Origin of the sequence: Rhizobium sp. YAF28 (assembly GCF_052113285.1) — a bacterium.
Lineage (GTDB): Bacteria > Pseudomonadota > Alphaproteobacteria > Rhizobiales > Rhizobiaceae > Rhizobium.
The window spans coordinates 219999-244514 of record NZ_JBFRCX010000003.1 but is presented as its reverse complement, the minus strand read 5'-3'; the positions used below and the strand labels follow the sequence as shown (position 1 = coordinate 244514).

At 59.8% G+C, this 24516-nt stretch carries 21 protein-coding genes and 1 tRNA gene; 9 read left to right on the top strand and 13 right to left on the bottom strand.

Translation table 11 applies throughout. The features are described from left to right. Position 1: 1 nt before the first annotated feature. The 8 genes from AB4Z13_RS08905 to AB4Z13_RS08870 form a co-directional block, all read right to left on the bottom strand. Positions 2 to 757: a DUF1028 domain-containing protein gene (locus AB4Z13_RS08905; RefSeq protein ID WP_439016825.1), complete on the bottom strand. Its 756-nt coding sequence runs from the start codon at positions 755 to 757 to the stop codon at positions 2 to 4. Positions 758 to 759: 2 nt separating this feature from the next. Beyond that, positions 760 to 2544, bottom strand: coding sequence for a gamma-glutamyltransferase family protein (locus AB4Z13_RS08900; protein WP_439016824.1), 1785 nt, complete (start codon positions 2542 to 2544; stop codon positions 760 to 762). A 21-nt stretch (positions 2545 to 2565) separates the two neighbouring features. Beyond that, positions 2566 to 3450, bottom strand: a complete 885-nt coding sequence (locus AB4Z13_RS08895; protein WP_439016822.1) for an ABC transporter permease — start codon at positions 3448 to 3450, stop codon at positions 2566 to 2568. Continuing rightward, on the bottom strand, positions 3447 to 4394 hold the full coding sequence (locus AB4Z13_RS08890) for an ABC transporter permease (RefSeq protein WP_113319804.1): 948 nt from the start codon (positions 4392 to 4394) through the stop codon (positions 3447 to 3449). Before AB4Z13_RS08890 ends, AB4Z13_RS08895 begins: the two co-directional genes overlap by 4 nt. A gap of 63 nt (positions 4395 to 4457) precedes the next feature. Then, positions 4458 to 5966, bottom strand: a complete 1509-nt coding sequence (locus tag AB4Z13_RS08885) for an ABC transporter substrate-binding protein (protein WP_439016821.1) — start codon at positions 5964 to 5966, stop codon at positions 4458 to 4460. A gap of 79 nt (positions 5967 to 6045) precedes the next feature. Next, on the bottom strand, positions 6046 to 6771 hold the full coding sequence (locus tag AB4Z13_RS08880) for a FadR/GntR family transcriptional regulator (protein WP_113319802.1): 726 nt from the start codon (positions 6769 to 6771) through the stop codon (positions 6046 to 6048). Positions 6772 to 6979: 208 nt separating this feature from the next. Beyond that, the gene (locus AB4Z13_RS08875) at positions 6980 to 8422 is read right to left on the bottom strand and encodes a M81 family metallopeptidase (protein WP_439016820.1); all 1443 of its coding nucleotides are present in this window, start codon (positions 8420 to 8422) and stop codon (positions 6980 to 6982) included. A gap of 8 nt (positions 8423 to 8430) precedes the next feature. Beyond that, the gene (locus AB4Z13_RS08870) at positions 8431 to 9564 is read right to left on the bottom strand and encodes an ROK family transcriptional regulator (protein WP_113319800.1); all 1134 of its coding nucleotides are present in this window, start codon (positions 9562 to 9564) and stop codon (positions 8431 to 8433) included. Between the two features lie 138 nt (positions 9565 to 9702). On the opposite strand from AB4Z13_RS08870, the gene AB4Z13_RS08865 reads away from it, so the two are divergent. The 3 genes from AB4Z13_RS08865 (at position 9703) to AB4Z13_RS08855 (ending at position 13092) form a co-directional block, all read left to right on the top strand. Then, positions 9703 to 11253, top strand: a complete 1551-nt coding sequence (locus AB4Z13_RS08865) for an ABC transporter substrate-binding protein (RefSeq protein ID WP_439016819.1) — start codon at positions 9703 to 9705, stop codon at positions 11251 to 11253. Between the two features lie 61 nt (positions 11254 to 11314). Further along, on the top strand, positions 11315 to 12235 hold the full coding sequence (locus AB4Z13_RS08860) for an ABC transporter permease (RefSeq protein ID WP_439016818.1): 921 nt from the start codon (positions 11315 to 11317) through the stop codon (positions 12233 to 12235). Next, a complete protein-coding gene (locus tag AB4Z13_RS08855) occupies positions 12235 to 13092 on the top strand; it encodes an ABC transporter permease (RefSeq protein WP_439016817.1) in 858 nt (285 codons plus the stop codon). The genes AB4Z13_RS08860 and AB4Z13_RS08855 overlap by 1 nt, the downstream gene beginning before the upstream one ends. 656 nt (positions 13093 to 13748) lie before the next feature. Here AB4Z13_RS08855 and AB4Z13_RS08850 read toward each other — a convergent pair. The 4 genes from AB4Z13_RS08850 to AB4Z13_RS08835 form a co-directional block, all read right to left on the bottom strand. Next, positions 13749 to 15068, bottom strand: coding sequence for a glucoamylase family protein (locus AB4Z13_RS08850; RefSeq protein ID WP_442205961.1), 1320 nt, complete (start codon positions 15066 to 15068; stop codon positions 13749 to 13751). A 98-nt stretch (positions 15069 to 15166) separates the two neighbouring features. Then, entirely contained in the window at positions 15167 to 17629 is a 2463-nt protein-coding gene (locus AB4Z13_RS08845) for a phosphoketolase family protein (protein ID WP_439016816.1), read from the bottom strand. 87 nt (positions 17630 to 17716) lie between these two features. Continuing rightward, positions 17717 to 18388 carry a CBS domain-containing protein gene (locus AB4Z13_RS08840; RefSeq protein WP_439016814.1) on the bottom strand — a complete coding sequence of 224 codons (672 nt, stop codon included), beginning with the start codon at positions 18386 to 18388 and terminating at the stop codon, positions 17717 to 17719. 451 nt (positions 18389 to 18839) lie between these two features. Beyond that, a tRNA-Gly gene (locus AB4Z13_RS08835) sits at positions 18840 to 18914 on the bottom strand. A gap of 258 nt (positions 18915 to 19172) precedes the next feature. On the opposite strand from AB4Z13_RS08835, the gene AB4Z13_RS08830 reads away from it, so the two are divergent. The 4 genes from AB4Z13_RS08830 to AB4Z13_RS08815 all read left to right on the top strand — a co-directional run bounded on the left by AB4Z13_RS08830 (position 19173) and on the right by AB4Z13_RS08815 (position 21681). Beyond that, entirely contained in the window at positions 19173 to 19682 is a 510-nt protein-coding gene (locus tag AB4Z13_RS08830; protein WP_113319793.1) for a prolyl-tRNA synthetase associated domain-containing protein, read from the top strand. Between the two features lie 56 nt (positions 19683 to 19738). Then, the gene (gene trxA, locus AB4Z13_RS08825) at positions 19739 to 20710 is read left to right on the top strand and encodes a thioredoxin (RefSeq protein ID WP_439016813.1); all 972 of its coding nucleotides are present in this window, start codon (positions 19739 to 19741) and stop codon (positions 20708 to 20710) included. A 102-nt stretch (positions 20711 to 20812) separates the two neighbouring features. Continuing rightward, entirely contained in the window at positions 20813 to 21484 is a 672-nt protein-coding gene (locus tag AB4Z13_RS08820; protein ID WP_007814604.1) for an LON peptidase substrate-binding domain-containing protein, read from the top strand. Between the two features lie 8 nt (positions 21485 to 21492). Beyond that, positions 21493 to 21681 carry a Trm112 family protein gene (locus AB4Z13_RS08815; protein ID WP_007814601.1) on the top strand — a complete coding sequence of 63 codons (189 nt, stop codon included), beginning with the start codon at positions 21493 to 21495 and terminating at the stop codon, positions 21679 to 21681. A gap of 76 nt (positions 21682 to 21757) precedes the next feature. Here AB4Z13_RS08815 and AB4Z13_RS08810 read toward each other — a convergent pair whose 3' ends face one another. Then, positions 21758 to 22972 (bottom strand): ubiquinone biosynthesis hydroxylase, encoded by a 1215-nt coding sequence (locus AB4Z13_RS08810; protein ID WP_439016812.1) that lies wholly within the window; start codon positions 22970 to 22972, stop codon positions 21758 to 21760. 84 nt (positions 22973 to 23056) lie between these two features. Between AB4Z13_RS08810 and tesB the strand changes: the two genes are divergently transcribed. Then, the gene (gene tesB, locus AB4Z13_RS08805) at positions 23057 to 23941 is read left to right on the top strand and encodes an acyl-CoA thioesterase II (protein WP_439016811.1); all 885 of its coding nucleotides are present in this window, start codon (positions 23057 to 23059) and stop codon (positions 23939 to 23941) included. A gap of 212 nt (positions 23942 to 24153) precedes the next feature. Beyond that, complete coding sequence (locus AB4Z13_RS08800; protein ID WP_007814595.1) at positions 24154 to 24504, top strand: P-II family nitrogen regulator; 351 nt, start codon at positions 24154 to 24156, stop codon at positions 24502 to 24504. Positions 24505 to 24516: the final 12 nt, after the last annotated feature.

The window sequence follows — 24516 nt, the reverse complement described above, 5'->3', positions numbered from 1 at the left end:
TTCAGGTCTTCAGAGGCGTGGCGAAGGAGGCCGACGGCCGTCCTTCCGCAAGGCGCACCGCTTCCAGCGCCGCGATCTTTTCATCGATCTCGCGCCTGTCAATCATTCCGTTCGGGTTCGCTTTGGTCGCCATCGTTTCGGCGACATGCATGTAGCGCTCCTGGGCCACCGCATAGAGCCGGCGCAGTTCGGCGAGCGGATCGGGATGATCGTCCGCGCGGATGCTAAGCCAGGGATAATCCTGATCGCGGTGGACGAGGAGAGCGGCAGACTGCTTGCCACGCTTGTCGCCGCCGGCATCTTCGCCGGCCTGCATGGCTTCGAGCAGGCGCTCGATGAAGGGCTTATCCAACGCCTTCTTATAGGTAGCAAGCGTCTCGGCGACGACATTGGGGCCGGCCAGCATATTGCCGGCGACGGAAACATTGTCGTCGATCAGATGACCGGCCCAGTCGATGCATTGGGCGCCGGTGAAGGCGGCGTTGCGGCCGCGCGCATCGATCAGGTGAAGCTGGCGCTGGTCTCGGCCGGCATCACGGGCGGTCAGTTCGGTGATGATCTCATCCGGCGCCTTGCCGGTAGCAAGCAAAGCGAGCCCATCCGTACCGTAGAGCGGGCTTACGAAAGCCTGCGTCGCGACTGCGCCGATGCCGCCGCGGATATGCGGCACCAGCCCGCCGACCGCAAAGAAGCGGGTGGCGACGGCAATGCCGAGATAGCCTGTCTCAGGATCACGGGCGACGATGGACCAGGTCATACCTACCTCCCGACCGCATAGGCCTGCATGAGGCGCGGCGTGGCGGCGGCACGCAACAGCCCGTCGGCATCGCGGCGGGCTGCTGTCAGGCGACCGATGGTCCAAGGCTCGGCGACGGTGAGCTTGTGGCCGCGGGCACGCAGACTGTCGAGTACTGTAGCGCTGAAATTGCCTTCCACCATCAGACCACCCGGTTCACGTGTGCGCGGATAGAAGGAGCCGGGGAAATGCGAGGTGTGGAAGAGCGGCTGGTCGATTGCCGCCTGCAGGTTCATCTTGTGGTGCACATAGCGCAAGAAGAAGGAGAGCTGCCACTGTTCCTGCTGGTCGCCGCCGGGCGTGCCGAAGGCGAGCGTCGGGCGTCCTTCATAAAGGCCGAGCGAAGGCGTGAGCGTGGTACGGGGGCGCTTGCCAGGAGCAAGCGATGTCGGCAGTCCGGGCTTCAGCCAGAACATCTGGGCCCGCGAATTCAAGCAGAAGCCGAGGCCCGGAACGATCGGCGAGGACTGCAGCCAGCCGCCCGAGGGGGTGACCGAGACCATGTTGCCTTCACGGTCGATGACGTCGATGTGGACGGTGTCGCCGCGCTTTTCCGTCAGATGCGCCATGGTCGGCTCGTAGACGGCGCCGGTCTTGGAGTCTGCGCCGAGCATGTCCATCGTTACATCATATTGCTGCTCGAAACCCGCCACCTTGCCGGGGCGAAGATCGAAGGAGGCTTCGCCCGTGATGAGCTTGCGGCGGGCGGCGGCGTAGGTGTCCGACAGAAGATGGTCGAGCGGTATATCGGAGAAAGCGGGATCGCCATAGTAGACCTCGCGGTCGGCAAAGGCGAGCTTCATGGCCTCGGTGACAGTATGGACGAAATCGGCACCGTCTGGCGCCATCGAGGCGATGTCCATATCCTTGAGGAGCGACAGCGTCTGCAGGAAGACAGGACCCTGGCCCCAGGGGCCGATCTTGGCGACCGTCCAGCCGTGATAGTCATAGGTCTGCGGCTCCTCGATCGTCGCCGACCAGTTCGCCATATCGTCTGCCATCAGCACCGCCTTGTGGCGACTGCCGCTTGCATCCATCACTTCGGCCGTCTTCAGATAGTTTGCGATCTTTTCGGCAACGAAGCCGCGGTAAAAGGCGTCGCGGGCCGCTTCGATCTGCGCCTCGCGGCCCTGCTTTGCTTCCGCTTCGGAAATGATGCGCTTCCAAGTTTCGGCGAGAACCGGGTTCTTGAAGTTGGAATGTGGCTCGGGAACCGAACCGCCCGGCACCCAGGTCTCATAGGAGGTCGGCCATTCCTTTTCGAAGAATTCGGCAAGACCCGTGATGGTGGCGGAGACGCGCGGCAGCATGGGATGGCCTTTTTCGGCGTAATAGATTGCCGGCTCCAGCACGTCGCGCACGCTCAGCCTGCCGTAGTCGCGCAGCATCAGCATCCAGCCGTCGAAGGAGCCGGGAATGACGGTTGCAAGCAGGCCGTCGCCGGGGATCAGCTTCAGGCCCTCGGACGTATAGTGCTCGATAGTGGCGCCTGCCGGGGCAGGGCCCTGAGCACAGATGACCTCGACCTTGTCCTTCTTCTTCGAATAGATGATCGCCGGCATGTCGCCGCCGGGGCCGACGAGGTGCGGCTCGAGGATCTGCAGGGTGAAGCCGGTAGCAACCGCCGCATCGAAGGCGTTGCCGCCCTTTTCCAGGATGCTCATGCCGACGGCCGAAGCGATCCAGTGCGTTGAGGTGACGACGCCGAATGTGCCCAGAATTTCGGGGCGGGTCGTAAATGCGGTCATTTCATATGTCCTTTCGAAGAGTCATGCTTCGCGCGGATCGAGCGCATCGCGCAGCCCGTCGCCCAAGAGATTGAAACCGATAACGACGAGGAAGATGGCAATGCCGGGCCACATCGCCATCCACGGCGCCTGGCTCAGGAAGTTCTTGGCAACGTTCAGCATCGAGCCCCAGCTTGGCGCCGGCGGCTGCTGGCCGAGGCCGAGGAAGGAGAGGCTGGCTTCGGCGATGATGGCGGTTGCTATCGTCAGCGTCGCCTGCACGAGGATCGGCGCGAAAACATTCGGCAGGATGTAGCGGGTGATGATGCTGAAATGGCGAAGACCGATGGAACGCGCGCCTTCGATATATTCTTCGGTCTTGACCGCCAGTACCTGGCCACGCGTCAGCCGCACGAAGATAGGCATGGCCGAAAGGCCGATCGCGATCATCGCATTGCTGAGGCTCGGGCCGAGGAAGGCGGCAAGCGCGATCGCGGTGATCAGGAAAGGCATCGCCAGGAAGGCTTCGGTGATGCGGGAGATGATCATGTCGATCCAGCCGCCGAAATAGCCTGAGATCAGGCCGAAGGGCACGCCGATGAGAACGGCGATCGCCACGGAAAAGACGCCGGCCATCAGCGAGGCCTGCGCGCCCCAGATCATGCGCGAGAGAATATCGCGGCCGATGTCGTCGGTGCCGAGCCAATGGGCTGCTGACGGCGCCTTGCGGATCGTCGACCAGCTCGTGGCGTTCGGATCGGGGAGCGGCAGGAGCGGCGCGATGATGGCAAGGATTGCGAAGAAGGCGATGATGGCGAGGCCGACGAGCGCGCCCTTGTTGGCTTTCAGCTTGCGCCAGGCGCGGCTCGGCGAACGCTGCTCTGCAGACGTGGCGGGCGCGGCTGCGACTTGATCGACTGCGGTCATAGCGAAGCTCTCATGCGCGGATTGAGAAGAACATAGAGCACATCGGCCACAAGGTTCATCAGGATAAAGCCAATCGCCGTGCAGATGACGACGCCCTGGACGACAGCATAATCGCGGTTAAAGACGGCATCGACGATGAGTTTTCCGAAGCCTGGAATGGTGAAAATCTGCTCCGTAAGAACCGCACCGGCAAGCAGCTCGCCAAAGAGCAGTGCAGTGAGTGTGACGATCGGCAGGAGGGCATTGCGGAAGCTGTGCTCCAAGACCACGGATCCTTCCGAAAGCCCCTTGGCGCGGGCAGTGCGGATATAGTCGGCGCTCAAGACGCTCAGCATCGCCGACCGGGTGTGGCGCATCAGTGTGGCGGCAAGTGCATTGCCGAGCACGAAGGAGGGCATCAGCATCGTCTGGATCGAGCGCAATGGATTGGAGAAGAAGGGTTCGTAGCCCGAGGCCGGAAGCCAGCCAAGATTAACTGAGACCAGCAGGATCAGCATGATGCCGAGCCAAAAGTTCGGGATCGACAGGCCGGTGAGTGCGATGAGGTTGGCGAGATAATCAATAATCGTGTTTTTCTTGACCGCGGCCAGGATGCCCATGGGGACGCCGATGACGAAGGCGAAGATCATCGACATGATCGCAAGCTGGATGGTGACCGGCAGCTTTTCGGCAACGAGTTCGAGCACCGGCTGGTTGGTGCGCAGCGAAATGCCAAGATCACCCTTCAGGGCCGAGCCCAGCCAGTAGAAATACTGGTAAGGAACGGGGTCGTTGAGGTGATATTTTTCCCGCAGGAATTCCAACACCTGTGGATCACGCTCTTCGCCGGCCATGGCTAGAACTGGATCGCCCGGCAGAAGTTTCTGCAGCGAGAAGACAAAGACCGAAATGATCAGCAAAGTTGGAATGGCGACCAACAGCCGCTTGGCGATAAACCTGTACATGGGCGCTCCGATACCATCAGCGGAACGCGGCGAGGGTCGTCGCGTTCCTGAAGCGTGTGGCTATCAGCCTTCCTTCTTCACACCGACGAGGCGGATCATGCCGTCGGGCGATGCGACGAAGCCGGTGATGTTCTTGTGCAGCGCCCAGATCCAGGACTGGTGGCCAAGGAAGATGATCGGCAAATCGTCATTGAGGATTGCGGTTGCAGCATCATATTTCTGCTTGCGCACGGAATCGTCAGGAGACTGGCGAGCCTCGTTCAGCAGCTTGTCGACGTCAGCATTGCAATATTTGCTGTCGTTCAGTCCGGCGCCGCAGGTGACGAACTGCTGGATATTGCCGTCAGGATCGACGCGGCCGGACCAGTCGGAGCGGCTGAGCTGGTAGTTGCCGGCGGTCTGCTCATTAAGCAGGGTCGCAAATTCCGTCGCTTTCAGGCTGACATCGAAACCGGCTTCGGCGACCATGGACTGGATGATCTGCATCATCTGCATCGTGACCGGGCTGTTCGGAACCTGCATTTCGACCGGCACGCGGTCGAAGCCTGCAGCCTTGACGAGGGCCTTTGCCTTCTCGACGTCACGAGCCTGAACCGGGACGTCCTTGTCGAACCACGGGCTGCTCGGCGGGAAGGGCTGGTTGCCGGCTACGCCGGTGCCTTCGAAGACGATCTGCATGGCAGCATCTCGGTCGATTGCCAGCGAGAAGGCCTGGCGCAGACGCTTGTCCTTGCCCAGCGGGTTGTCGGCGCGCGCACCATTGCCGACATTGGCATAGATGCCGAGCCAGCCGGTATTGACGACATCCTTGTAGACGAGGTTCGGATCGCTCTTGACCGTCTCGGCGTCGGTTGCGGCCAGGCGTTCGATCATGTCGAGATCGCCGGAACGCAGGTTGGCGAGGCGTACGGTCGAATCCGGGATCGGCAGATAGGTAAGCTTGTCGATGAAGACATTGTCCTTGTTCCAGTAGTCCTGGAACTTTTCGAGCACGATACGGTCCTGCTGGACGCGTTCGACGAATTTGAAGGGGCCCGCGCAGACGGGATGGTCGCCAAACTTTGCGCCGAGTTCCTTTGCGGCCTTCGGCGAGACGATCATGCCGGCGCGGTCGGAAAGTTGGGCCAGCAGGGTGACGTCGGGGCTCTTCAGCGTGAACTTGACTTCGTATTCGCCTGTCGCCTCGACCTTCTGGACGGAGCTCAACTCGCTCTTGCGACGCGATTCCGGCAGGGTCATGTTGCGCTCGATGGTGGCGACGACGGCTTCAGCATTGAAGGGCGTTTCGTCCTGGAACTTCACGCCCTGGCGAAGCTTCATGGTGAGCGCCTTGCCGTCGGCCGACCAGTTCCATTCCGTCGCAAGCTGCGGCACGATCTTCAGGTCGGGCGAGACGTCGACGAGCTTGTCGCACATTGCGGTATAGACGATGCGGCCGACGAAGGTGCGCGACTGCGCGGGATCAAGCACGTCTGCATCGTCCTGCAGGCCGATCTTCAGTTCGACCGCGAAAGCGGGAAGCGCAAAGAGCGCTGCCGCTGTGGCTGTGGTCAGCAATCTGGCGAATTTCATTTCATTCTCCTCTGTTATGTTTTTGTTTCACGTTTGTCGTGCCGAGCCGGCGGTTATCTCCGCCGTGCTTTTTCCCCGCTCAGGTGGGCTCCTTCTCGACCTCCGTTTCGGTGTGGTCGAGAGAGGTGATGCGGATGAGGCTTTCCTGCAGCGTAAGCAGGTGCTGGCGCATGGCTTCGCCGGCTTTTCCCGGATCGCGGGCGGCGATAGCATCGACGATGGCTGTGTGCTGGCCATGGGTGACTTCGCGCGTGCGGCTGGCGCTGCGGGCGCGCTCGCGGATCGTCTGCCAGGCTTCGTCCTGGCGCACTCGGTTGATGACGTCGAAGATCGTCAGGAAGAATGTATTGCCGGCGCATTGGGCGATCTGGCGATGCAGCGCGCCATCCCAGAGTTCGCGGCCGTCGGCATCCGTGCTTTCGTAGATCTTCTTCACCAGATCATACATGCGCTCGACGTCGGCGGCCTTGGCGCGCATGGCCGCAAGCTGTGCAAGCTGCGGTTCGACGCGCAGGCGCACTTCCATGATTTCCATGAGATCGGTGTCGGCGATGATGGAATCGACATGGTTGCTCCAACCGTCCGGCCGCTTGCCGGCAAAGGTGCCGGAGCCTTGCCGGCGCCAGATGCGGCCTTCGGCTTCCAGCACTTCCAGCGCGCGCCGGATGGAGCGGCGACTGACGCCGAGGATTTCGGAGAGCGTACGTTCGGTTGGCAGCTTGCCATCGGCATCGAGACTATCCGACTGCAGGAGAGCTCTCAGCTTCTCCAGCGCATAGTTCGAATTGCCTTGCGTTTCGTCCATGATTGGCTGAACCAATTTAATATTGGTTCAATGCAAAACCAAATCCGGCGGATCGTCAAGCGCTTTTTTGTGCAGATAAATATCTGCCTGTTTATTGGTCGAATGGCCTGGATTTGCGGCAAATCAAACGGCAGGCGCACGTCTTGACGAGAACCGCACGCCAGGCAAGCGTGCGGTACCAAAAATCAATTGGTTCGCCTTTCAAGCCTCAGCGGTTCGCGGAGCGCGCAGAAAGGAAAGCCTGCGGCTCGAAGCTGAAATCCTTGTCGAAAGGATAGGTCGGGTGCTCTTTGCGCAGGCGCGGCAGGCGCTCGACGAACTGGTCGACGACGCCGGCCGAGAGCGCCATCAGTTTGGGATTGGCGATCGGTGCGAGTTCCGGCGAGAGATAACCCGACTTGACGACGACGATCTTTGCCGTGTGCGGATCAAGACCGAGGCGGGTAAAATCGGCGATGTTGTGATAGGGGCGGCGCTTGGCGGAGAGCACCAGATCGATGCCATCGATCGAGACGACGGCCTGGCGGTCGGCCGCGTCAGCGGTCTCGTGCAGGAACTTCACCATGAAGCGTCCCGTCACCGGCTTGCTGCCCTTGGTATCGAGCGAGGCGCCGACCGTCAGCTCCAGAGTGGCGCCGACGCCCTCAGCATAACAGGTCTCGGTGGCCGCCTTATCGGCGATGCCGGCGAAGACGACACCGGTGGCGCCCTTCGCAATCAGCTCGGCCAATACGTCAGCACGATCGCCCACACCGCCGCCGGTCGGATTGTCGCCGGATTCGGCAAGCACGACGGGGCCGGTGGGGCTGGCGATCGCCTTGGCAACGCATTCCTCGATCGAGCCGGTCTCGCAGCCGAACACGAATTCCTCACGGACGTCCCAATAGGCCTTTGCCAGACGCTTTGCCTCGCGCTCCAGCACCGCGCGGTCGGTGCCGGTCATGATGGCGGCGGCGGTGGCGCGGGGTTCGTCAGCCCAGACGTAGCCGACCATCAGCGAAGCATCCCAGACGCCGTCTAGCGCGTCGATGCCGGGCAGTTCGGCGTAAAGGCTCTTTGCCGGTTCATCGACGGTGCTGGTGCGTTCGCCCGGCAGGACGGCGGGGATCGGCGCCCAGAGCAAGGTGGGCTTCACGCCGGTCTTCAGGCTTTTCACCAGCATGGAGACCGAGCGTCGCATGGTCTCCTCGACATCGATATGCGGCGCAGTGCGATAGGTGGAATACATATCGAGCGCATCGAGGATGCGCTGGGTGACGTTGCCATGCAGGTCATAACTGGCCGAAACCGTGCAGTGATCGCCAACAAGCGCGCGGGCAGAACTGATCCAGTCGCCTTCTGCATCCTCCATGCCCTCGACATACATGGCGCCGTGCATGGCGAGATAGAGGCCGTCGAGCGGCAGCAGGGGCTTCAAGCGTTCCAGGAACTCAGTCTTGAAGGCCTCATAGGTGTGGCGCGCGACCGGGCCGCCGGCAATGGCACGAGCATGGATCGTCGGCAGGAATTCGGCGTCGTAGTCCCCAAGGAAGGCGAAATAGGGGGCTGCCAACAGTCCCTCGCCGCGCACCACCCGGAAATCCTTCTCCTCGTTCAGGACGGGATTGTATGTGCTGCATTCGATGTGAATGCCACCGACGGCGATGCGCATGGGAAACCTCAGCTTAAATTGGGACCAATCAGGAAATTATGGGCGGCGATGCTGGCGGCGCCCCGCGCCCAGACGTCACTATCGACGCGACGGGTGCGGATCGGCGTCTGGCCGGCATAACGCGGAAGAACATTGGCTTCGATCGCCTGCTGCACGACCGTGCCGAACAAGCCTTCGAAGGAACCTTCGACATGGGTGACGAGGATCATGCCCGGATCGTTCATCTGAATCAGATGCGAGATCGCCAGGCCAAGAGCCGCGCCGGCCTTGTGGATGATGGAAATCGCTTCGGCCGTGCCGTGCGATGCTTCCTCTTCCAGTTCCGACAGCGAGGTGCATTTCAGGCCGGCGGCTCTGGCCATCTCCTTAATCGCTTTCATGGAGGCGATCGTATCCAGGCAACCGCGTTTGCCGCAACGGCAGGGTGCACCGCCGGGCTCGATCGTCGCATGGGCGATTTCGCCCGCACCGCCATGATTGCCGCGATAGAGCTTGCCGTCGATGAAATGGGCACAGCCGATGCCGTCTCCCAGCGAAACGACCGAGAAATTCGGCGTGTCGCGGGCAATACCGAACAGTTTCTCGCTGACGGCGACGGCCTTGGCGTCGTTTTCGATGAAGGTATCGACGCCGCTTGCGTGGCGGATGATTTCGGCAAGCGGCACATCTTGCCAGCCAAGCAGGGTGGACTGCACGCAGGTTGCCTGCTTTTCATCGACGAAACCGGACAGCGCCACGCCGATGCCGGCAAGCTTCGAGCTTGCCTGCGGGTGGCCCTTCAGGATTTCCGGCAGGCCGTAGGCGATGGCATTGGCGATGACCTTGGGATCACGGGAATGGGGCAACTGCTGACGGGCGATGATATTGCCGTTGAGATCGCTGAGGATCATTGGAGCGGGATCTTCAAGAAGCGAGATGCCAATGAAGAAGGCGCATTCGGGTTTCAGGTCGAGCAGCACGGAGGGCCGGCCCTGGCCGTAGATGGTCTCCGTCTCGTGCAGCACGCCGCGATCGATAAGCTCGCGGGCAATGCCGCTCATCGCCGCTTTGCTGAGCCCGATCGCGGAAGCAAGATCGGTCCGGCTTAAAGGGCCCGACTCGCTTATGACCCGCAGGAGCTCGCGCTGCGACGAATTGAACATACAAATTCCCGATCTGCCGACGTGCTATTTTGCCTTGACAATAAGTTTACAAAATGAACCAATCAACCAAAATAAATTACAAAATTGATCAAAGCCGACCTGAGAGCCGGTTTCAAGAATCAACAAGAGGGTGAACCAATGGAAATCATTCGCAAGAGATTTATCAGTACTCGACATTTCGCATTGAGCTGCGCTGTTGCCGGAGCGCTGTTTGCGCCGTTTTCGGCCTTCGCTTCCACGCTGACGGTCATGCAGACAGAAGCGCCGCGCTCGATGGATCCGGGTGATCAGACGGCGACGTTTACAGCCGCGGTTCTGGACCCGATGTATGAGGGCCTGCTTTCCCGCGCCAAGGATTTGAGCCTCCAGCCGGCGCTCGCTACGGAATGGTCGAGCGATGCCGCCGGCATCGTCTGGACCTTCAAGCTGCGCCCGGGCGTGAAATTTCATGACGGCACGCCGTTCGATGCAGATGCCGTGGCGAAGAATTTCGCCCGCCATCTCGACACCAAGCGCGGCCTTGCCGCTAGCGGTCGTCTGCGCACCTTTATCGACAGCGTTACGGCCATCGATTCCTCGACCGTGCAATTCAAGCTCAAAAAGCCTTACCCGGCCTTTCTCGCGCTGCTGACCACAGGCGCCTGCCTCATGGTCAGCCCGACCTCGGATGCTGCCGGCACGATCGGCAGCAAGGCCGTCGGCACCGGCCCCTATAAGCTGCAGGAATACAAGTCCGGCGAATATGTGCTGGAAACGAAGAACACCGACTGGTGGGGAGGCGCGCCGAAGGGTGCCGACGAGATCAAGTGGACCTGGACGGCCGAGCCGTCGGTCATGAACATGGCGCTGCAGACGGGTGATGCCGATATCGTCAACCCGCTGCCGGCGGCCTTTGCCAAGCAGCTCGCAACCAATCCGGACATGAAGGTCAACAAATCAGACGGTTCGGCCGTGTTCTGGGTATCTCTCAACACCAAGCTGAAGCCGCTCGACGATGCGCGCGTGCGCCAGGCTCTGAACTATGCGACCGACCGCGACGGTCTCGTCAAGGCGATCATGCAGGGCAATGCTACGCCGGCAAATTCGCCCTTGGCGCCGGTCACACCCGGCTATGACAAGACGCTTGCGCCATACACCTATGACGTCGACAAGGCGAAAAAGCTGCTCGCCGATGCCGGCTATCCTGATGGCTTCTCGATGACAACCATCGTGCAGGAGCCCGAGGCACGCATCGGCGAACTGCTGCAGGCCATGTGGGCGAAGGCCGGCGTGAAGCTTGACGTGCAGCGCATGGAAAGCGGCGTCTGGGCGAAGGCGGCCTTTGCCGATCCGGCCGGCAAGGCGGCTGCTAATACGGGTTCGGTGATCGCGTCGTGGTCTTCGGGCGTCAATGGCGCCGACCTACAGTTCCGTCCGCTCTATTATTCGGCAAGTGCTTCGCCTGCCAGCGCCAATCTCGGCTTCTTCAACGATCCGAAGCTCGATGAGTTGATCGACAAGGCAGCCTCGACGCTGGACGAGACGGCGCGTAATGCGATCTATGTCGATGCCCAAAAGGAGGTCAACGAGCAGGCACCGCACGTTCTCCTCTATACGACGCAGGATCTCTATGCCGCCCGCAACAATGTGAAGGGCGCCTGGGTCATCCCGGGAGGCCAGGTCGTGGTCAAGGAAGCCACCAAGGACTGATGCGTAACCGGGCGGGCCGCGCAATGCGCCGTCCGCCTGCTTCACTGACAATGACGGTCCGATGAAAGCCTATATTCTCAAGAAGCTGCTCGCATTGCCGCTGATCCTGATCGGCGTGTCGCTGCTCATCTTCATCGCCATCCGCGCGCTTCCCGGCGATCCGGCCCGCATGATGGCCGGCCCCGAAGCCACGCAGGAGGCGGTCGATAATATGCGCGCCCGCCTGGGGCTCGATCGCAGCATTGCCGAACAGTATGGTTCGTTCGCCTATGGCGCCGTCAGGGGCGATCTCGGCATGTCCCTCAAGTCGAAGCTGCCTGTCGTCGATGAAATCGCCGAGAGGATGCCCTTTACGCTGGGTCTTGCTATCACCGCCTATCTGCTGGCGATTGCGATCGGCGTGCCGGCCGGCATGATCGGCGCGATCTACCGGCATGGCTGGCCGGACCAGGCCGTGATGTTGCTTGCCATCGCCGGCGCTTCCATTGCCAATTTCTGGCTGGCGCTGATGGCGATGAACACGTTCTCCGTCAGTCTCGGTTGGTTGCCGCTTCTTGGCGCCACCTCGTGGAAGAGCTTCATCCTGCCGTCGATCACACTCGCGGTGCTGCCGATGGCTGTTATCGCCCGCATGACGCGCTCCAGCATGATCGAAGTGCTGGCACAGGATTATATCCGCACGGCGCGAGCCAAGGGTGTGGCACCCAGGTCGATCTACTGGAGCCATGCGCTGCGAAACGCGCTGATCCCGATCGTCACTATCGTGGGGCTGAATTTCGGCAGTCTGATCGGCGGTGCCGTCGTCACCGAATCGGTCTTCAACTGGCCTGGCATCGGCCGCTTGCTCGTCGATTCGGTGCGCTATCGCGACTATCCGGTCATCCAGGGTGTGACGCTCGTCGCTGTCACGGGTGTCGTCGTCATGAATTTCCTGGCGGAAATGGCGATCGCCGCGCTCAACCCGAAGATAAGGTTCGACTGATGGCAATGAGCGAAGCGGAAAAGGTTTCGACCGGCAACAGCGGCTTGCGCTGGCTTGCGACGCATAAGGGCATCACCATCGGCGGCGGGTTTATCGGCATCATTGTGCTGATGGCGATCTTTGCGCCACTCATCACCTCGGCCGATCCTTATTCGCAGGATCTGCTTTCGACCATGCTGGAACCATCCTGGGAACATCCCTTCGGCACCGACGATAACGGCCGGGACATTTTCGCCCGCGTGCTCTACGGCGCTCGCATTTCGCTGCTGGAGGTCATTCTCAGCGTCGGGCTTGCCATCATGGTCGGCGTGCCGCTCGGCATTGTCTCGGGCATGACGGGGCGCTATGTCGACCAGGCAATCATGTGGTGCATGGATATTCTCTTCGCCTTTCCAGGCATCGTACTCGCCATCCTGATCGTCAGCGTGCTCGGCACCAGTCTCGTTAACCTGCTGATTGCCATCGCGATCTTCTCGGTCCCAGTTTACGCGCGGCTCAGCCGTAACCTGACGCTCGGCCTCAAGGCGATGGACTATGTGGAGGCGGCAATTTCGCTCGGCGTTTCGCGCCATCGAATCATGACGCATTACATCCTGCGCAACGCGATCGGCCCGATCATCGTGCAGTCGACGCTGACGGCAGGCACCGTCATCCTGTCGGCCGCAAGCCTGTCATTCCTCGGCCTCGGCGCGCAGCCGCCGCTTCCGGAATGGGGTGCGATGATGAGCGACGGCCGCAACTATCTCGGTCTCAACATCTACATGTCGCTCTTTCCGGGTCTCGCGATCATGGTCACCGTGCTCGGCTTCAACATTCTCGGCGATGGCCTGCGCGATCTACTCGATCCGCGAAAATAGCAAATAAACGCAATGCGCAATGTGTTGCGCGGTAAGCAGGACCGATTGTCCAGGAGTCGAGCCTCGTTTGGAGCCCTGCCTGCGATGTATCACCATCGCCACGGAGAAGGCCGTGCTCATCCGTTCTCGCATCATTCTCCGTCGCCCGGCCCAGGAACCCTGCGCCAGATCCTGGCATTGCAAAATCGCTCGATGGAGGAAACAGACGAAAAAATCCTCGCTCTGTTGAAAAAGCTGGGCCTGGCGCATCCTCTCACACCTGGCGACCTAGACAGCGAGCAAGACTGGTCCACTTTGCTGTCGCCACGCGAACAAAGGCTCGTTGCACTTGCAAGCGCGATTATCGCAGCTCCATCCCATATTCTGCTGAGAAGGCCGATGCCATCTTCGGCTACGAACTTCTGCCCGACATCGTCGGGCTCCTGGCGGAACGAGGGATTGCGTGCGTCAACTTCGCCGAACCGGGTGCTCCACGCGCAGCCTATGATGCTGTTCTCGAATATCGTTCGGACGGCTCTTGGAAGTGGATCGACCAAAATCGGAAGGAGTGACTATTCCAGGGGCTGGGATACCTTGTTCATGATCGACTCGTCCTTCATCGAGCCATCGGATCAGAGCCGGTGGCGGAGGTTGAACAGCTGAGCTCGCGAGCGCCGTCATAACCAGCCGTCTGAAAAGCCCGCTCGTCTTAGCCCGACGACGACCGGCTCGCATCGACGCATGATGTTCCACAGCAAGCCCGTTCGGTAGTTTTCGATCATCAGGACGACAGGCCCTTGGTCGATGCCGAAATGGTAGGGGCTGACCCACCATCCTTCATCCTTGTCTTCCATCGTATATGTCTGATTGAACGATGGTCTGAATCCATAGAGGCGCGTCATGCCAAGCTGCATTCGAGCAAAGTTTCGCACGGTTGGGACAACGATTTCCGGAGCGAATGGCAGCGAGGCGACCACGACCCACGGAGATACGGTTCCGTCATCCGGTCCATAGGGTGCGCCACGCGCAACGTAGTCGAAGAATTCCCTGTCGATGCCGTCCACGTTTCGCTTTGTCCAACCGGGTCCATCACTTGCTGTGAAACCCCAGCAATGTTCGCCGTAGCCTTTGAAGTTCAGCGGATTGCGGATTGCATATTCCTGCTGAACGAAAGTGGCGTGTCGGCTGTTCCGGAAGTAGTCGCTGTCATGCTCGCGCATGAACGTGTCGCGAATTTCGCGAAAATCGATCCACATATGCGAAAGCTGATGCGTAAAGAGCGGGCCGGAATAGAGCAGTTCGCGACCAAAGATGTTTCGCCATTCGTAGCTCTCCGTATAGGCCCTGTAACTCTCGGGCGGCAGCGGGTGGCTGGGCGAGCCGAGTCCGAGAATGTAAAGAAGCAGACCTTCGTCATAGCCGCGCCACCGATAGGGAATAAATCCGTTTTCCGGCCGCCAGCCATGGGTGAGGGTAGCCCCGTTGTCACGCGCCCAATTCCAGTCCACGCGCTCATAGAGCGATTTGGCGAGTGCGCGAACCTTTGCCTCGTCTTCGGTGTCTGCGTCAAAATAGGCCGCGACGGTCAAAGCACCTGCGAACAGGAAGGCCGAGTCGATGGTTGACAACTCGCACTGCCAAACCCGTCGTCCTGTCTCAATGTCCAGGAAATGGTAGAAGAAGCCCTTGTAGCCGGACGCGTCAGGTTCCGGTCCCTGGTGGCAGGACATCAGGAATTCCAGTCGACGCCGGGCAATCTTAGCGGCAAACTCGCGAATGACGATGCCGCGCTCCACGACGACAGGAATGGTGGCAAGCGCCATGCCGACGGCAGCAATACTTGCCGGTGCGCCGGCCTGTGTCTTGTCCCGAACCAATCCGTTATCCGGATTCGTGCAATGCAGATAGTAGAGCAATGTCGTGAACTGAAGACGACCGAGATCCTGCTCCGTCGGCATTCGGTTCAGTTCGGGATCGGTGGACAGTAACTCCGACATGATAGGTTAACCGAGGAGATCAGATGGTTTCGTCGAGCATCTGGAGGCGGCCTCGATAGGACGCCTGCCGGCATGATCGTTTGCGCGCAACGCGTAGCCTAGGCATTGTCTCCCTCTGTGGAGGTCGCAGCCTTCGCTTTCTCCGCACTCTTGACGCCCCATGTCCAGCCGCTGATCTGCGGCATGTCATCACCGTGCGCTTCGATATATTGGCGATGCTCGATCAGCCTGCCGCGGATCGCCTGCTTGAAGTAGGCCGCGCGCGCGCCAAGTTGCGGCAGCCGATCGATCACGTCTTCTACGAGATGAAAGCGATCGAGCTGGTTCAGAACGACCATGTCGAACGGTGTCGTGGTTGTTCCTTCCTCCTTGTACCCTCGAACATGCAGATTCTTATGGTTGGTCCGTCGATAAGTCAGCCGGTGAATCAACCAGGGATATCCGTGGAACGCGAAGATGATCGGCTTGTCCTTTGTGAAAAGCGCATCGAAGTCAGGGTCCGAAAGCCCATGGGGATGTTCGCTTGAGGGCTGCAGCTTCATCAGATTGACTATATTGATGACCCGCACCTTCAATTGGGGGAGGTGTTCTCGGATCAGCTGGACGGCAGCGAGCGTTTCCAGAGTCGGCACATCGCCACAGCAGGCCATGACCACATCCGGTTCCGAGCCTCGGTCATTGCTGGCCCATTCCCAGATGCCGAGGCCTTCGGCACAGTGTTTGATGGCCTCATCCATAGTCAGCCATTGGGGCGCGGGCTGCTTGCCGGCCACAACCACATTCACATAGTTGCGGCTGCGCAGACAGTGGTCGGTAACGGATAGAAGTGTATTGGCGTCCGGCGGAAGATAGACCCGGATAACCTCTGCCTTCTTGTTGATCACATGGTCGATGAAGCCCGGATCCTGATGAGAAAACCCATTGTGATCCTGCCTCCAGACATGCGAACTCAGGAAGTAGTTCAGCGAGGCGATCGGTCGCCGCCAGGGAATGTGGTTACACACTTTCAGCCACTTGGCGTGCTGATTGAACATCGAGTCTATGATGTGAATGAACGCCTCGTAGCAGGAGAAGAAGCCGTGACGCCCGGTCAACAGATAGCCTTCAAGCCAGCCCTGGCATTGATGCTCGCTTAAGACCTCCATGATGCGGCCGTTAGGGGAAAGGTGGTCGTCCTCGGGATAGATCTCGGCCATATAGCAACGATCGGTGACCTCCAGCACGTCCTGCCAACGGTTGGAATTGTTCTCGTCGGGGCTAAATAGCCGAAAGTTATTGTTGCGAAGGTTCAGCTTCATCACGTCGCGCAGGAACTTGCCCATGACGCGAGCGGATTCTGCGGTCACCGTTCCGGGTTTGGGCACCGAGACGGCATAATCGCGGAAATCCGGCATCTTCAGATCGCGTAATAACAAACCACCGTTTGCGTGCGGATTGTCACTCATCCGGCGATGTCCCGTCGGTGCCAGGGCAGCCAATTCAGCCCGCAGCCTTCCGTCGCCGTCGAAAAGTTCTTCGGGTCTGTAGGTCTTCATCCAGTGTTGAAGCACCCTGATATGGTCCGGTTTGTCCATATCGCCCATCGGAACCTGGTGCGAGCGCCAATAGTCTTCGCATTTCTTGCCGTCGATTTCTGACGGGCAGGTCCAGCCCTTCGGTGTGCGGAAGACGATCATCGGCCAAGCCGGGCGGGTAACATTCCCCTTGTCCCGCGCTTCCGTCCAGATTGTCTTGATCGTCGCGACGGCGGTGTCCATGGCTGCGGCAAGCTGCTGCTGCACCTGATCGGGCTCATGGCCTTCGACGAAGAGAGGCGCATACCCCATGCCCTCGAAAAACTTCTCCAACTCCTCCCTGGGAATACGGGCAAGGAAACAGGGATTGGCGATCTTGTAGCCATTGAGATGCAGGATCGGCAGAACGCATCCGTCGCGAGCGGGATTGAGAAACTTGTTGCCATGCCATCCCGTGGCGAGGGGGCCGGTTTCGGCTTCCCCGTCACCGACGACACAGGCGACGATCAGATCGGGATTGTCGAAGGCTGCGCCATAGGCGTGGCTGAGTGCATAGCCGAGCTCGCCACCTTCATGGATGCTCCCCGGTGTTTCGGGAGCGACGTGGCTCGGGATGCCGCCGGGAAAGCTGAACTGCTTGAAAAGCCGTTTCATGCCCTCCTCGTCCTGGCCAATATTCGGGTAGAATTCGCTGTAGGTTCCCTCCAGATAGGCATGTGCAACGAGCGACGGTCCACCGTGGCCGGGGCCGATTACATAAATCATGTTGAGATCGTCGCGCTTGATTACCCTGTTAAGGTGCACATAGAGCATGTTCAGGCCCGGCGAAGTTCCCCAATGGCCGAGCAGCCGCGGCTTGATGTGCGCGCGTGCGAGGGGTTTTTTGAGCAAGGGATTGTCGAGCAGGTAGATCTGCCCGACCGACAGATAGTTCGATGCGCGCCAGTAAGCGTCCATCAGGCGGAGTTCCTCGGCTAAGAGCGTTGCTTTTCCATGCGACGCTACCGAGGCTGTTTTTTTCATCACTGCCGTGTCGGGCGAAACCATCTGAGTCTCCCAATCAAAATGACATTGCTGAATCTCATGAGGCCTTTTTCATGAAGGCCGGGGCAGTCTCATGTCGGCGCTGTGGCACTATTGAGGAGGAGATTCCGGGAAATGCTCCACCACGCCGCGGACACCGTTGACGCCCTCCGCCAGAATCCGCGCGGCCCTGCGGCGAGCCGCCGTGTCGACGTTACCCCAAAAATGCACGATCCCGTCAGTGACCGTGACGGACACGTCCAATCCCTCCAGGCCGGTATTTTCACCGAGCCGAACGAGAATGCTGCGGCGAATGGCTTCGTCCCCAGCTGCTGTATCATCCGGTTTTGCGGAGTAGATTACCTGCAGGAGGTCGGCGCGGCTGACGATGCCGACCAGTTTACCGTCCCGCAGAACCGGAATGCGCTTGATGCCATGGTCCTGCATGAGGCTGGCGACACGCGAAAGGGGGGCATCCTCGTCAATTGTTACAGGATCGGGCGTCATGACGTCACCCACTCTCCAGCCGCATCGCTTGACGAAGGCGTTCGCTCTCTCATCGGCGCCAACTCCCATGTCCGCCTTCAGGACGAATGCGCCACTCGACAGTTCCGTTCGGCGGATCAGATCGCCCTCGCTGATGACGCCCAGCAAGCGCCCACCGTCGTCAACGACAGGAGCGCCGCTTATGTGCTGATCGGACATCAGCTTGGCTGCATGCCGAACGCTATGGTCAGGTGATAATCCGACGACCTTTGTCGTCATTACATCTTTGACCAGCATGTCGATATAACTCCGGCTATATCCTCTCAAGATACTACAGTTAGCTGTCGCTAATTTAAATCCATCATTGGGTTCGGCAACAAGCGTTCACCATGCGTCGTGAGGAGACAGAACGACGCGGACCCTGTCCGCCTGCGCAAGGTGTGGAAAAACCTAGCCAGATACCGCCGTCGTTTGCATTGAGTAGGATCAATCGGGGCCGAAAGTTGTGAAGGAAACCGTGACCGATGGTTTTATGAGGATCGATCTGCGGTGGTGGTGCAGCCGGAGCGTTGGGCAGGAAGGCACCCGAAGGATATCTGTCTGAGTGAAAGCGGACCCTGTTAGCGAGATCGCGGGTACCGTCAGTATCCCATCAAAGGTGTGAAGTAGCCGATCGGCTACGTCAAAAGAGGCCTGAGAGCGTGGCCACACATGGAACCCAACATCTTCATTGATATGAGAAGGAAACTGGAGCGGGCGAAGGGATTCGAACCCTCGACCCCAACCTTGGCAAGGTTGTGCTCTACCCCTGAGCTACACCCGCTCAAATCCGCACTGGTCCGGGGTAGTAAGTAGCGGACCGTGGGCGCCACCTTGCGGCGACGGGCGCTATATCGCCCAAACGATTTTCAAATGCAACAGGGAAATGACGGAAAAACGAAGAAAAGTTCTAGCGGTGGAAAACCGGCTTCGGAAACGCCGCGAAAGCAGGGCAAAGCGTCGGTCCTGAAGATTGCCAAGCTCATGAGGCAGACGTAAGCAGACAGTCCAATCTGCCTCTCTCCTGTCTGATGGAATGACGATGACCGAAAACAAGCCCAAGACTCGCCAGGATCTTCTCGCCTTTCTCGACGGCCTTGGCATTGTCCACAGCACCAAGGACCATGCGCCGGTCTTCACGGTGGCCGAATCGGTGGCGCTGCGGGATGAGATCCCGGGCGGGCACACCAAGAACCTGTTCGTGAAGGACAAGAAAGATCGTTATTTCCTGCTGACCGTGGAAGAAAATGCCGCCGTCGACCTCAAACAGGTCCATACTCTTATCGGTGCTTCAGGCCGCGTCTCTTTCGGCAAACCCGAGAAGCTGATGGAATATCTTGGTGTCATTCCGGGCGCTGTCACCGCACTCGGCGCGATTAACGATGCCGGCAACAATGTCACCTTCGTGCTCGATGCGGATCTGATGCATGACGAGATCATCAACTGCCATCCGCTTTCCAATGATGCGACGACCTCGATCGCGAGCGCCGATCTGATACGATTCATGGAAGCGACAGGGCATAAGCCGCTTGTCTTGAAAGTGACGTCCTGACATACGATTTTAGCGCTATCAGAGACGCCGGCAGATCGGCGCGGCGGGAGATACCTATGAGCGGCAGCGACAATCCTTATAACGGTTCCTTTGGCAACCAGATGTCGGCAACGGCAAATTATGGCGCGGTACCTCAGCCAGCGGCGGGTGGCGGCTATATCAAGGACACGACGACGGCGAATTTCACCAAGGACGTCCTCGAGGAATCGCGCAACCAGCCGGTGCTGGTCGATTTCTGGGCGCCATGGTGCGGCCCGTGCAAGCAGCTGACGCCGGTGCTGGAAAAGGTTGTCAATGAAGGTCAGGGCCGCGTCAAGCTGGTCAAGATGAACATTGACGATCATCCCTCGATCGCCGGCCAGCTCGGCATCCAGTCCATTCCAGCCGTCATCGCCTTCGTCAACGGCCGCCCGGCCGATGGCTTCATGGGCGCTGTACCGGAAAGCCAGGTTCGCCAGTTCATCGATCGGCTTGCAGGTCCTGAGGGTGCGGATCAGGCTGCCGAAATCGAGGGTGTTCTGGCACAGGCTGGCGAGTTGCTTGCTGCCGGCAACATCAATGAAGCGGGCCAGCTTTATGGCGCGGTCATGCAGGCCGATCCGGAAAATGCCAAGGCGCTTGCCGGCATGGCCGAATGCCTGATCGCAGCCGACCAGCACGGTGAAGCCCGCCAGATGCTGAGCGAGCTGCCGGAAGAGCTTGGCAAGGATGCCGGCATCCAGGCGGTCCTGAAGAAGCTCGACCAGATCGAAGAAGCCCGCAAGCTCGGCGATCCCGTCGCCCTGGAGCGCGAGCTGGCCTTGAACCCAGATCACCATGAAGCCCGCCTGAAACTCGCCAAGATCCTCAATGTCGAGGGCAAGCGCGAGGAGGCGGCCGAACACCTGCTCACCATCATGCGCAAGGATCGCGCCTTCGATGATGATGGTGCGCGTCGCCAGCTTCTGCAGTTCTTCGAGGTTTGGGGCTTCAAGGATCCGGCGACGGTTTCGGCCCGCCGCAAGCTTTCATCGATCCTGTTTTCCTGAGTTTGCCGCATCCGCCCTTGCGTTTTTACGCAAGGACACCACATTTCTCGTGAGGACGGGCGCCGCAGATGCGCGCGCCGAGAGAGCGCGGGACTAGTCTTCATGCAAGTCGGCAATGCGAGATATCTGAAGCCCGGCGATCTACCGGATGAGATTGCAGTTTTTCCCTTGACCGGTGCGCTTCTCCTGCCTGCCGGGCAGCTGCCGCTCAATATCTTCGAGCCGCGTTATCTTGCGATGTTCGATGCCGCACTGACCGGCAACCGTCTGATCGGCATGGTGCAGCCGGCACACGGCGAACATGAAGACAAGACGCATGCCCCTGAGCTTGCGGCTGTCGGCTGCCTTGGCCGGATTACCTCTTATGCCGAAACCGGTGACGGGCGCTATATCGTCTCGCTCACGGGCGTGTGCCGCTTCCGGCTGCTGGAAGAGAGATCGCATGGCCAACCATTCCGCAGCTTTCGCATCGCGCCGTTCATATCAGATCTCTCCGCCGAGAACGAAGAAGATGCCGTTGACCGCAGCGCGCTGCTGACGGCTTTCAAGGCCTATCTTGATGCCAATAAGCTCGAGGCGGACTGGGAGAGCGTGGAGCGGGCGAGCAACCTTACCCTCGTCAATTCGCTCGCGATGATGTCGCCTTTCGGCCCGGCCGAAAAACAGGCGCTGCTCGAAGCGCCCGATCTCAAGACGAGGGCGGAAACCCTGATAGCCATCACCGAAATCGTGCTTGCCCGCGTTTTCGGCGATTCCGATACCGTGCTGCAGTAGAGGGCGCGATGGACGAAAAACTGAGCCGGGTCGATCCCAAACTTCTCGAACTTCTCGTCTGCCCGCTCACCAAGGGACGGCTTTCCTATGACCGCGAACACAACGAGTTGGTCTCGGAAAAGGCGCGTCTTGCCTATCCGATCAGGGACGGCATTCCGATCATGCTCGTTTCAGAAGCGCGCACACTCGAAGACTGAGCTCTAAAGAGTTCCTTTGTTTTTACGCAATTCCGGACGCAAAACCGCAGCACACTTTTGCTGGAATTGCTCTCATTCAGATCGTTTCGCCCGACAGCAGCCGCGGATTGTCCTTGGCGGTCGTTCCTGCCGCCTGGCCGATGAAGAAGGATTTCAGGCCCGGCAGGCGATCGACGATGCCGAGGCCGAAGTCGCGGGCGATGCGGATTGGCGCCATGTCATTGGAAAACAGCCGGTTCAACACATCTGTCGTGACGCCCATGCGGAAGGTATCGAAGCGGCGCCAGCTCTGGTAGCGCTCCAGAATATTGATGGCGCCGATGTCGAGCCCAAGGCGATCGGCGTCCACGATGGTTTCGGCGAGGGCGGCCACATCCTTGAAGCCGAGATTGAGGCCCTGGCCGGAAATCGGATGGATGCCATGTGCGGCATCACCGGCAAGCGCAAAGCGCGGCGCGACGAAGGAGCGGGCAAGTGTGAGGCCGAGCGGGAAGGCGCGCTTGTCGCCAACCACCTTGAGAGCGCCGAGCTTGTGGCCGAAACGGCGTTCAAGTTCCTCCTCGAAAACCAGATCGTCGGCGGCAACGAGACGGTTGGCGTCATTCGTTCGCTCGGTCCAGACCAGTGACGAGCGGTTGTTGCGCAGCGGCAGGATAGCGAAGGGGCCGGATGGCAGGAAATGTTCTTCGGCGCAGCCGTGGTGCGGGCGCTCGTGCTCGACGGTCGTGACGATGCCGGACTGACCGTAATCCCAGGTGACAGTCTTGATCCCTGCAAAACCGCGCAGTCTGGAGCGCACGCCATCGCAGGCAACCAGCAGGCGCGATTGCAGCGTGCTGCCGTCGGACAGGCTGATCTCGATATCGGTATCACCCGTCTTCAGGCCGGTGGCGCTCAAGCCATGGCGGATTTCGATGCCGAGCCGCTCGCAGGCGCCGCGCAGCGCGCCGACCATAACGACATTTGGGATCATGTGGGCAAATGGCCGGCCGTCGGCGACTTCGCCATCGAAGGTCAGGAAGATCGGGCGGACAGGATCGGACATCTTGGAATCGGTTACGATCATCTTGGTGATCGGCTGGGCCTCCGGCTCGATCTCGTTCCAGATACCGAAGACTTCGAGCATCTTCGTCGCCGCCGCAATGATGGCAGAAGCGCGCATATCCTTTTTCCAGGCATGCTCGGGTGCCGCCTCGGCGACGCCGATACTGAGATGCGGTGCGGCCTGCTTGACCGCCAAGGCCACGGACAGGCCGACATAACCTCCGCCTACAACCAGCATGTCCAGCATCGTCCGCTCCTGTTACTTTCTACGATCAGATGCGATCTATATAGATCATCAAGTTATCACTTCCTACCGCCGGGAGCTGAACAAATGACGGAACAAACGGGCAAGCCCACTGCCATGGAAACATTGATTTCGACGCTCGATATCGAGCCGATCGAGGTGGATATCTTTCGCGGCCGCAGTCCGCAGGTCGGCTGGCAGCGCGTATTCGGTGGGCAGGTGATCGCCCAGGCGCTGATGGCGGCGCAGCGCACTGTGGAAGGCGAGCGGTTCATTCACTCGCTGCACGCCTATTTCATGCGTCCTGGTGATCCCTCCGTGCCGATCATCTATCAGGTCGAGCGCATCCGGGACGGGTCGAGCTTCAACACACGCCGGGCCGTCGCGATCCAGCACGGCAAGGCGATCTTCGCACTGTCGGCCTCGTTCCAGGTCGAGGAACCGGGCTTCGACCACCAGATGCCTATGCCGCCGGTACCGATGCCGGAAACGCTGCTCGGCGAACAGCAGATCAAGGAGCAGTATCTCGCTCATGCTCCGGCGGCGGTGCGCAAATATTGGGAGCGCGAAAGGCCGATCGAAATCCGGCCCATCTCGCTCAAGCACTATTTTACGAGTGAGAAGCTCGAGCCGCGGCAGGATATCTGGGTTCGTGCTACCGGTCCCGTGCCGGACAGCAGGCTCTATCAGGCCGCCGTGCTTGCCTATCTCTCGGACATGACGCTGCTTGATGCATCGCTGCATGCCCACGGAACATCCATTTTCGACCAGAACCTGCAGGTTGCAAGCCTCGACCATGCCATGTGGTTCCACCGTCCCGACAAGCTTGATGACTGGCTGCTCTATACACAGGACAGTCCGTCGGCTTCGGGCGCTCGGGGATTGACTCGCGGTAGCCTTTTTACTCGATCCGGTGTCCTGATCGCGTCGGTGGCGCAGGAGGGTCTGATTCGGAAAAAGGCAAATGAATAAAAAATGTGCATATTTATAAATTTGCGCATTATTTGTGCGCTTATTGGCCCATCATTTGCCTGTTTATTGGCGTCTTCAATTATAATCTTTATATTTCAATAACTTATAGACTGCCACGAATCTGGCACGTCCTTTGAATGTCTATCGCCGGTCGCTGGTCAGGAAACCGTCAGCGGCAAGGAGAGTCGGCTCCGCGCCGAGGATAACGAAGGATGGGAAACCAGATGAAAATTGTGATGGCCATTATCAAGCCGTTCAAGCTCGATGAGGTCCGCGAAGCCCTCACGGCGATCGGCATTCAGGGCCTGACTGTGACCGAAGTGAAGGGCTACGGTCGCCAGAAGGGGCACACTGAAATCTATCGCGGCACAGAATATGCGGTCAGCTTCCTGCCGAAGCTCAAGATCGAAATCGCGGTCGCATCCGAAATCGTCGACAAGGCGGTAGAGGCCATCGCAGCATCTGCCAAGACCGGCCAGATCGGTGACGGCAAAATCTTCGTCTACTCGATCGACCATGCCGTGCGCATCCGTACGGGCGAGACCGATTCAGAAGCGCTGTAAAAGAACGGCAGA

Bases quoted from the DNA above. Each gene is read 5' to 3' on its own strand.
- AB4Z13_RS08905 (WP_439016825.1), bottom strand. From the start codon at position 757: ATGACCTGGTCCATCGTCGCCCGTGATCCTGAGACAGGCTATCTCGGC.
- AB4Z13_RS08900 (WP_439016824.1), bottom strand. From the start codon at position 2,544: ATGACCGCATTTACGACCCGCCCCGAAATTCTGGGCACATTCGGCGTC.
- AB4Z13_RS08895 (WP_439016822.1), bottom strand. From the start codon at position 3,450: ATGACCGCAGTCGATCAAGTCGCAGCCGCGCCCGCCACGTCTGCAGAG.
- AB4Z13_RS08890 (WP_113319804.1), bottom strand. From the start codon at position 4,394: ATGTACAGGTTTATCGCCAAGCGGCTGTTGGTCGCCATTCCAACTTTG.
- AB4Z13_RS08885 (WP_439016821.1), bottom strand. From the start codon at position 5,966: ATGAAATTCGCCAGATTGCTGACCACAGCCACAGCGGCAGCGCTCTTT.
- AB4Z13_RS08880 (WP_113319802.1), bottom strand. From the start codon at position 6,771: ATGGACGAAACGCAAGGCAATTCGAACTATGCGCTGGAGAAGCTGAGA.
- AB4Z13_RS08875 (WP_439016820.1), bottom strand. From the start codon at position 8,422: ATGCGCATCGCCGTCGGTGGCATTCACATCGAATGCAGCACATACAAT.
- AB4Z13_RS08870 (WP_113319800.1), bottom strand. From the start codon at position 9,564: ATGTTCAATTCGTCGCAGCGCGAGCTCCTGCGGGTCATAAGCGAGTCG.
- AB4Z13_RS08865 (WP_439016819.1), top strand. From the start codon at position 9,703: ATGGAAATCATTCGCAAGAGATTTATCAGTACTCGACATTTCGCATTG.
- AB4Z13_RS08860 (WP_439016818.1), top strand. From the start codon at position 11,315: ATGAAAGCCTATATTCTCAAGAAGCTGCTCGCATTGCCGCTGATCCTG.
- AB4Z13_RS08855 (WP_439016817.1), top strand. From the start codon at position 12,235: ATGGCAATGAGCGAAGCGGAAAAGGTTTCGACCGGCAACAGCGGCTTG.
- AB4Z13_RS08850 (WP_442205961.1), bottom strand. From the start codon at position 15,068: ATGTCGGAGTTACTGTCCACCGATCCCGAACTGAACCGAATGCCGACG.
- AB4Z13_RS08845 (WP_439016816.1), bottom strand. From the start codon at position 17,629: ATGGTTTCGCCCGACACGGCAGTGATGAAAAAAACAGCCTCGGTAGCG.
- AB4Z13_RS08840 (WP_439016814.1), bottom strand. From the start codon at position 18,388: ATGCTGGTCAAAGATGTAATGACGACAAAGGTCGTCGGATTATCACCT.
- AB4Z13_RS08830 (WP_113319793.1), top strand. From the start codon at position 19,173: ATGACCGAAAACAAGCCCAAGACTCGCCAGGATCTTCTCGCCTTTCTC.
- trxA (WP_439016813.1), top strand. From the start codon at position 19,739: ATGAGCGGCAGCGACAATCCTTATAACGGTTCCTTTGGCAACCAGATG.
- AB4Z13_RS08820 (WP_007814604.1), top strand. From the start codon at position 20,813: ATGCAAGTCGGCAATGCGAGATATCTGAAGCCCGGCGATCTACCGGAT.
- AB4Z13_RS08815 (WP_007814601.1), top strand. From the start codon at position 21,493: ATGGACGAAAAACTGAGCCGGGTCGATCCCAAACTTCTCGAACTTCTC.
- AB4Z13_RS08810 (WP_439016812.1), bottom strand. From the start codon at position 22,972: ATGCTGGACATGCTGGTTGTAGGCGGAGGTTATGTCGGCCTGTCCGTG.
- tesB (WP_439016811.1), top strand. From the start codon at position 23,057: ATGACGGAACAAACGGGCAAGCCCACTGCCATGGAAACATTGATTTCG.
- AB4Z13_RS08800 (WP_007814595.1), top strand. From the start codon at position 24,154: ATGGGAAACCAGATGAAAATTGTGATGGCCATTATCAAGCCGTTCAAG.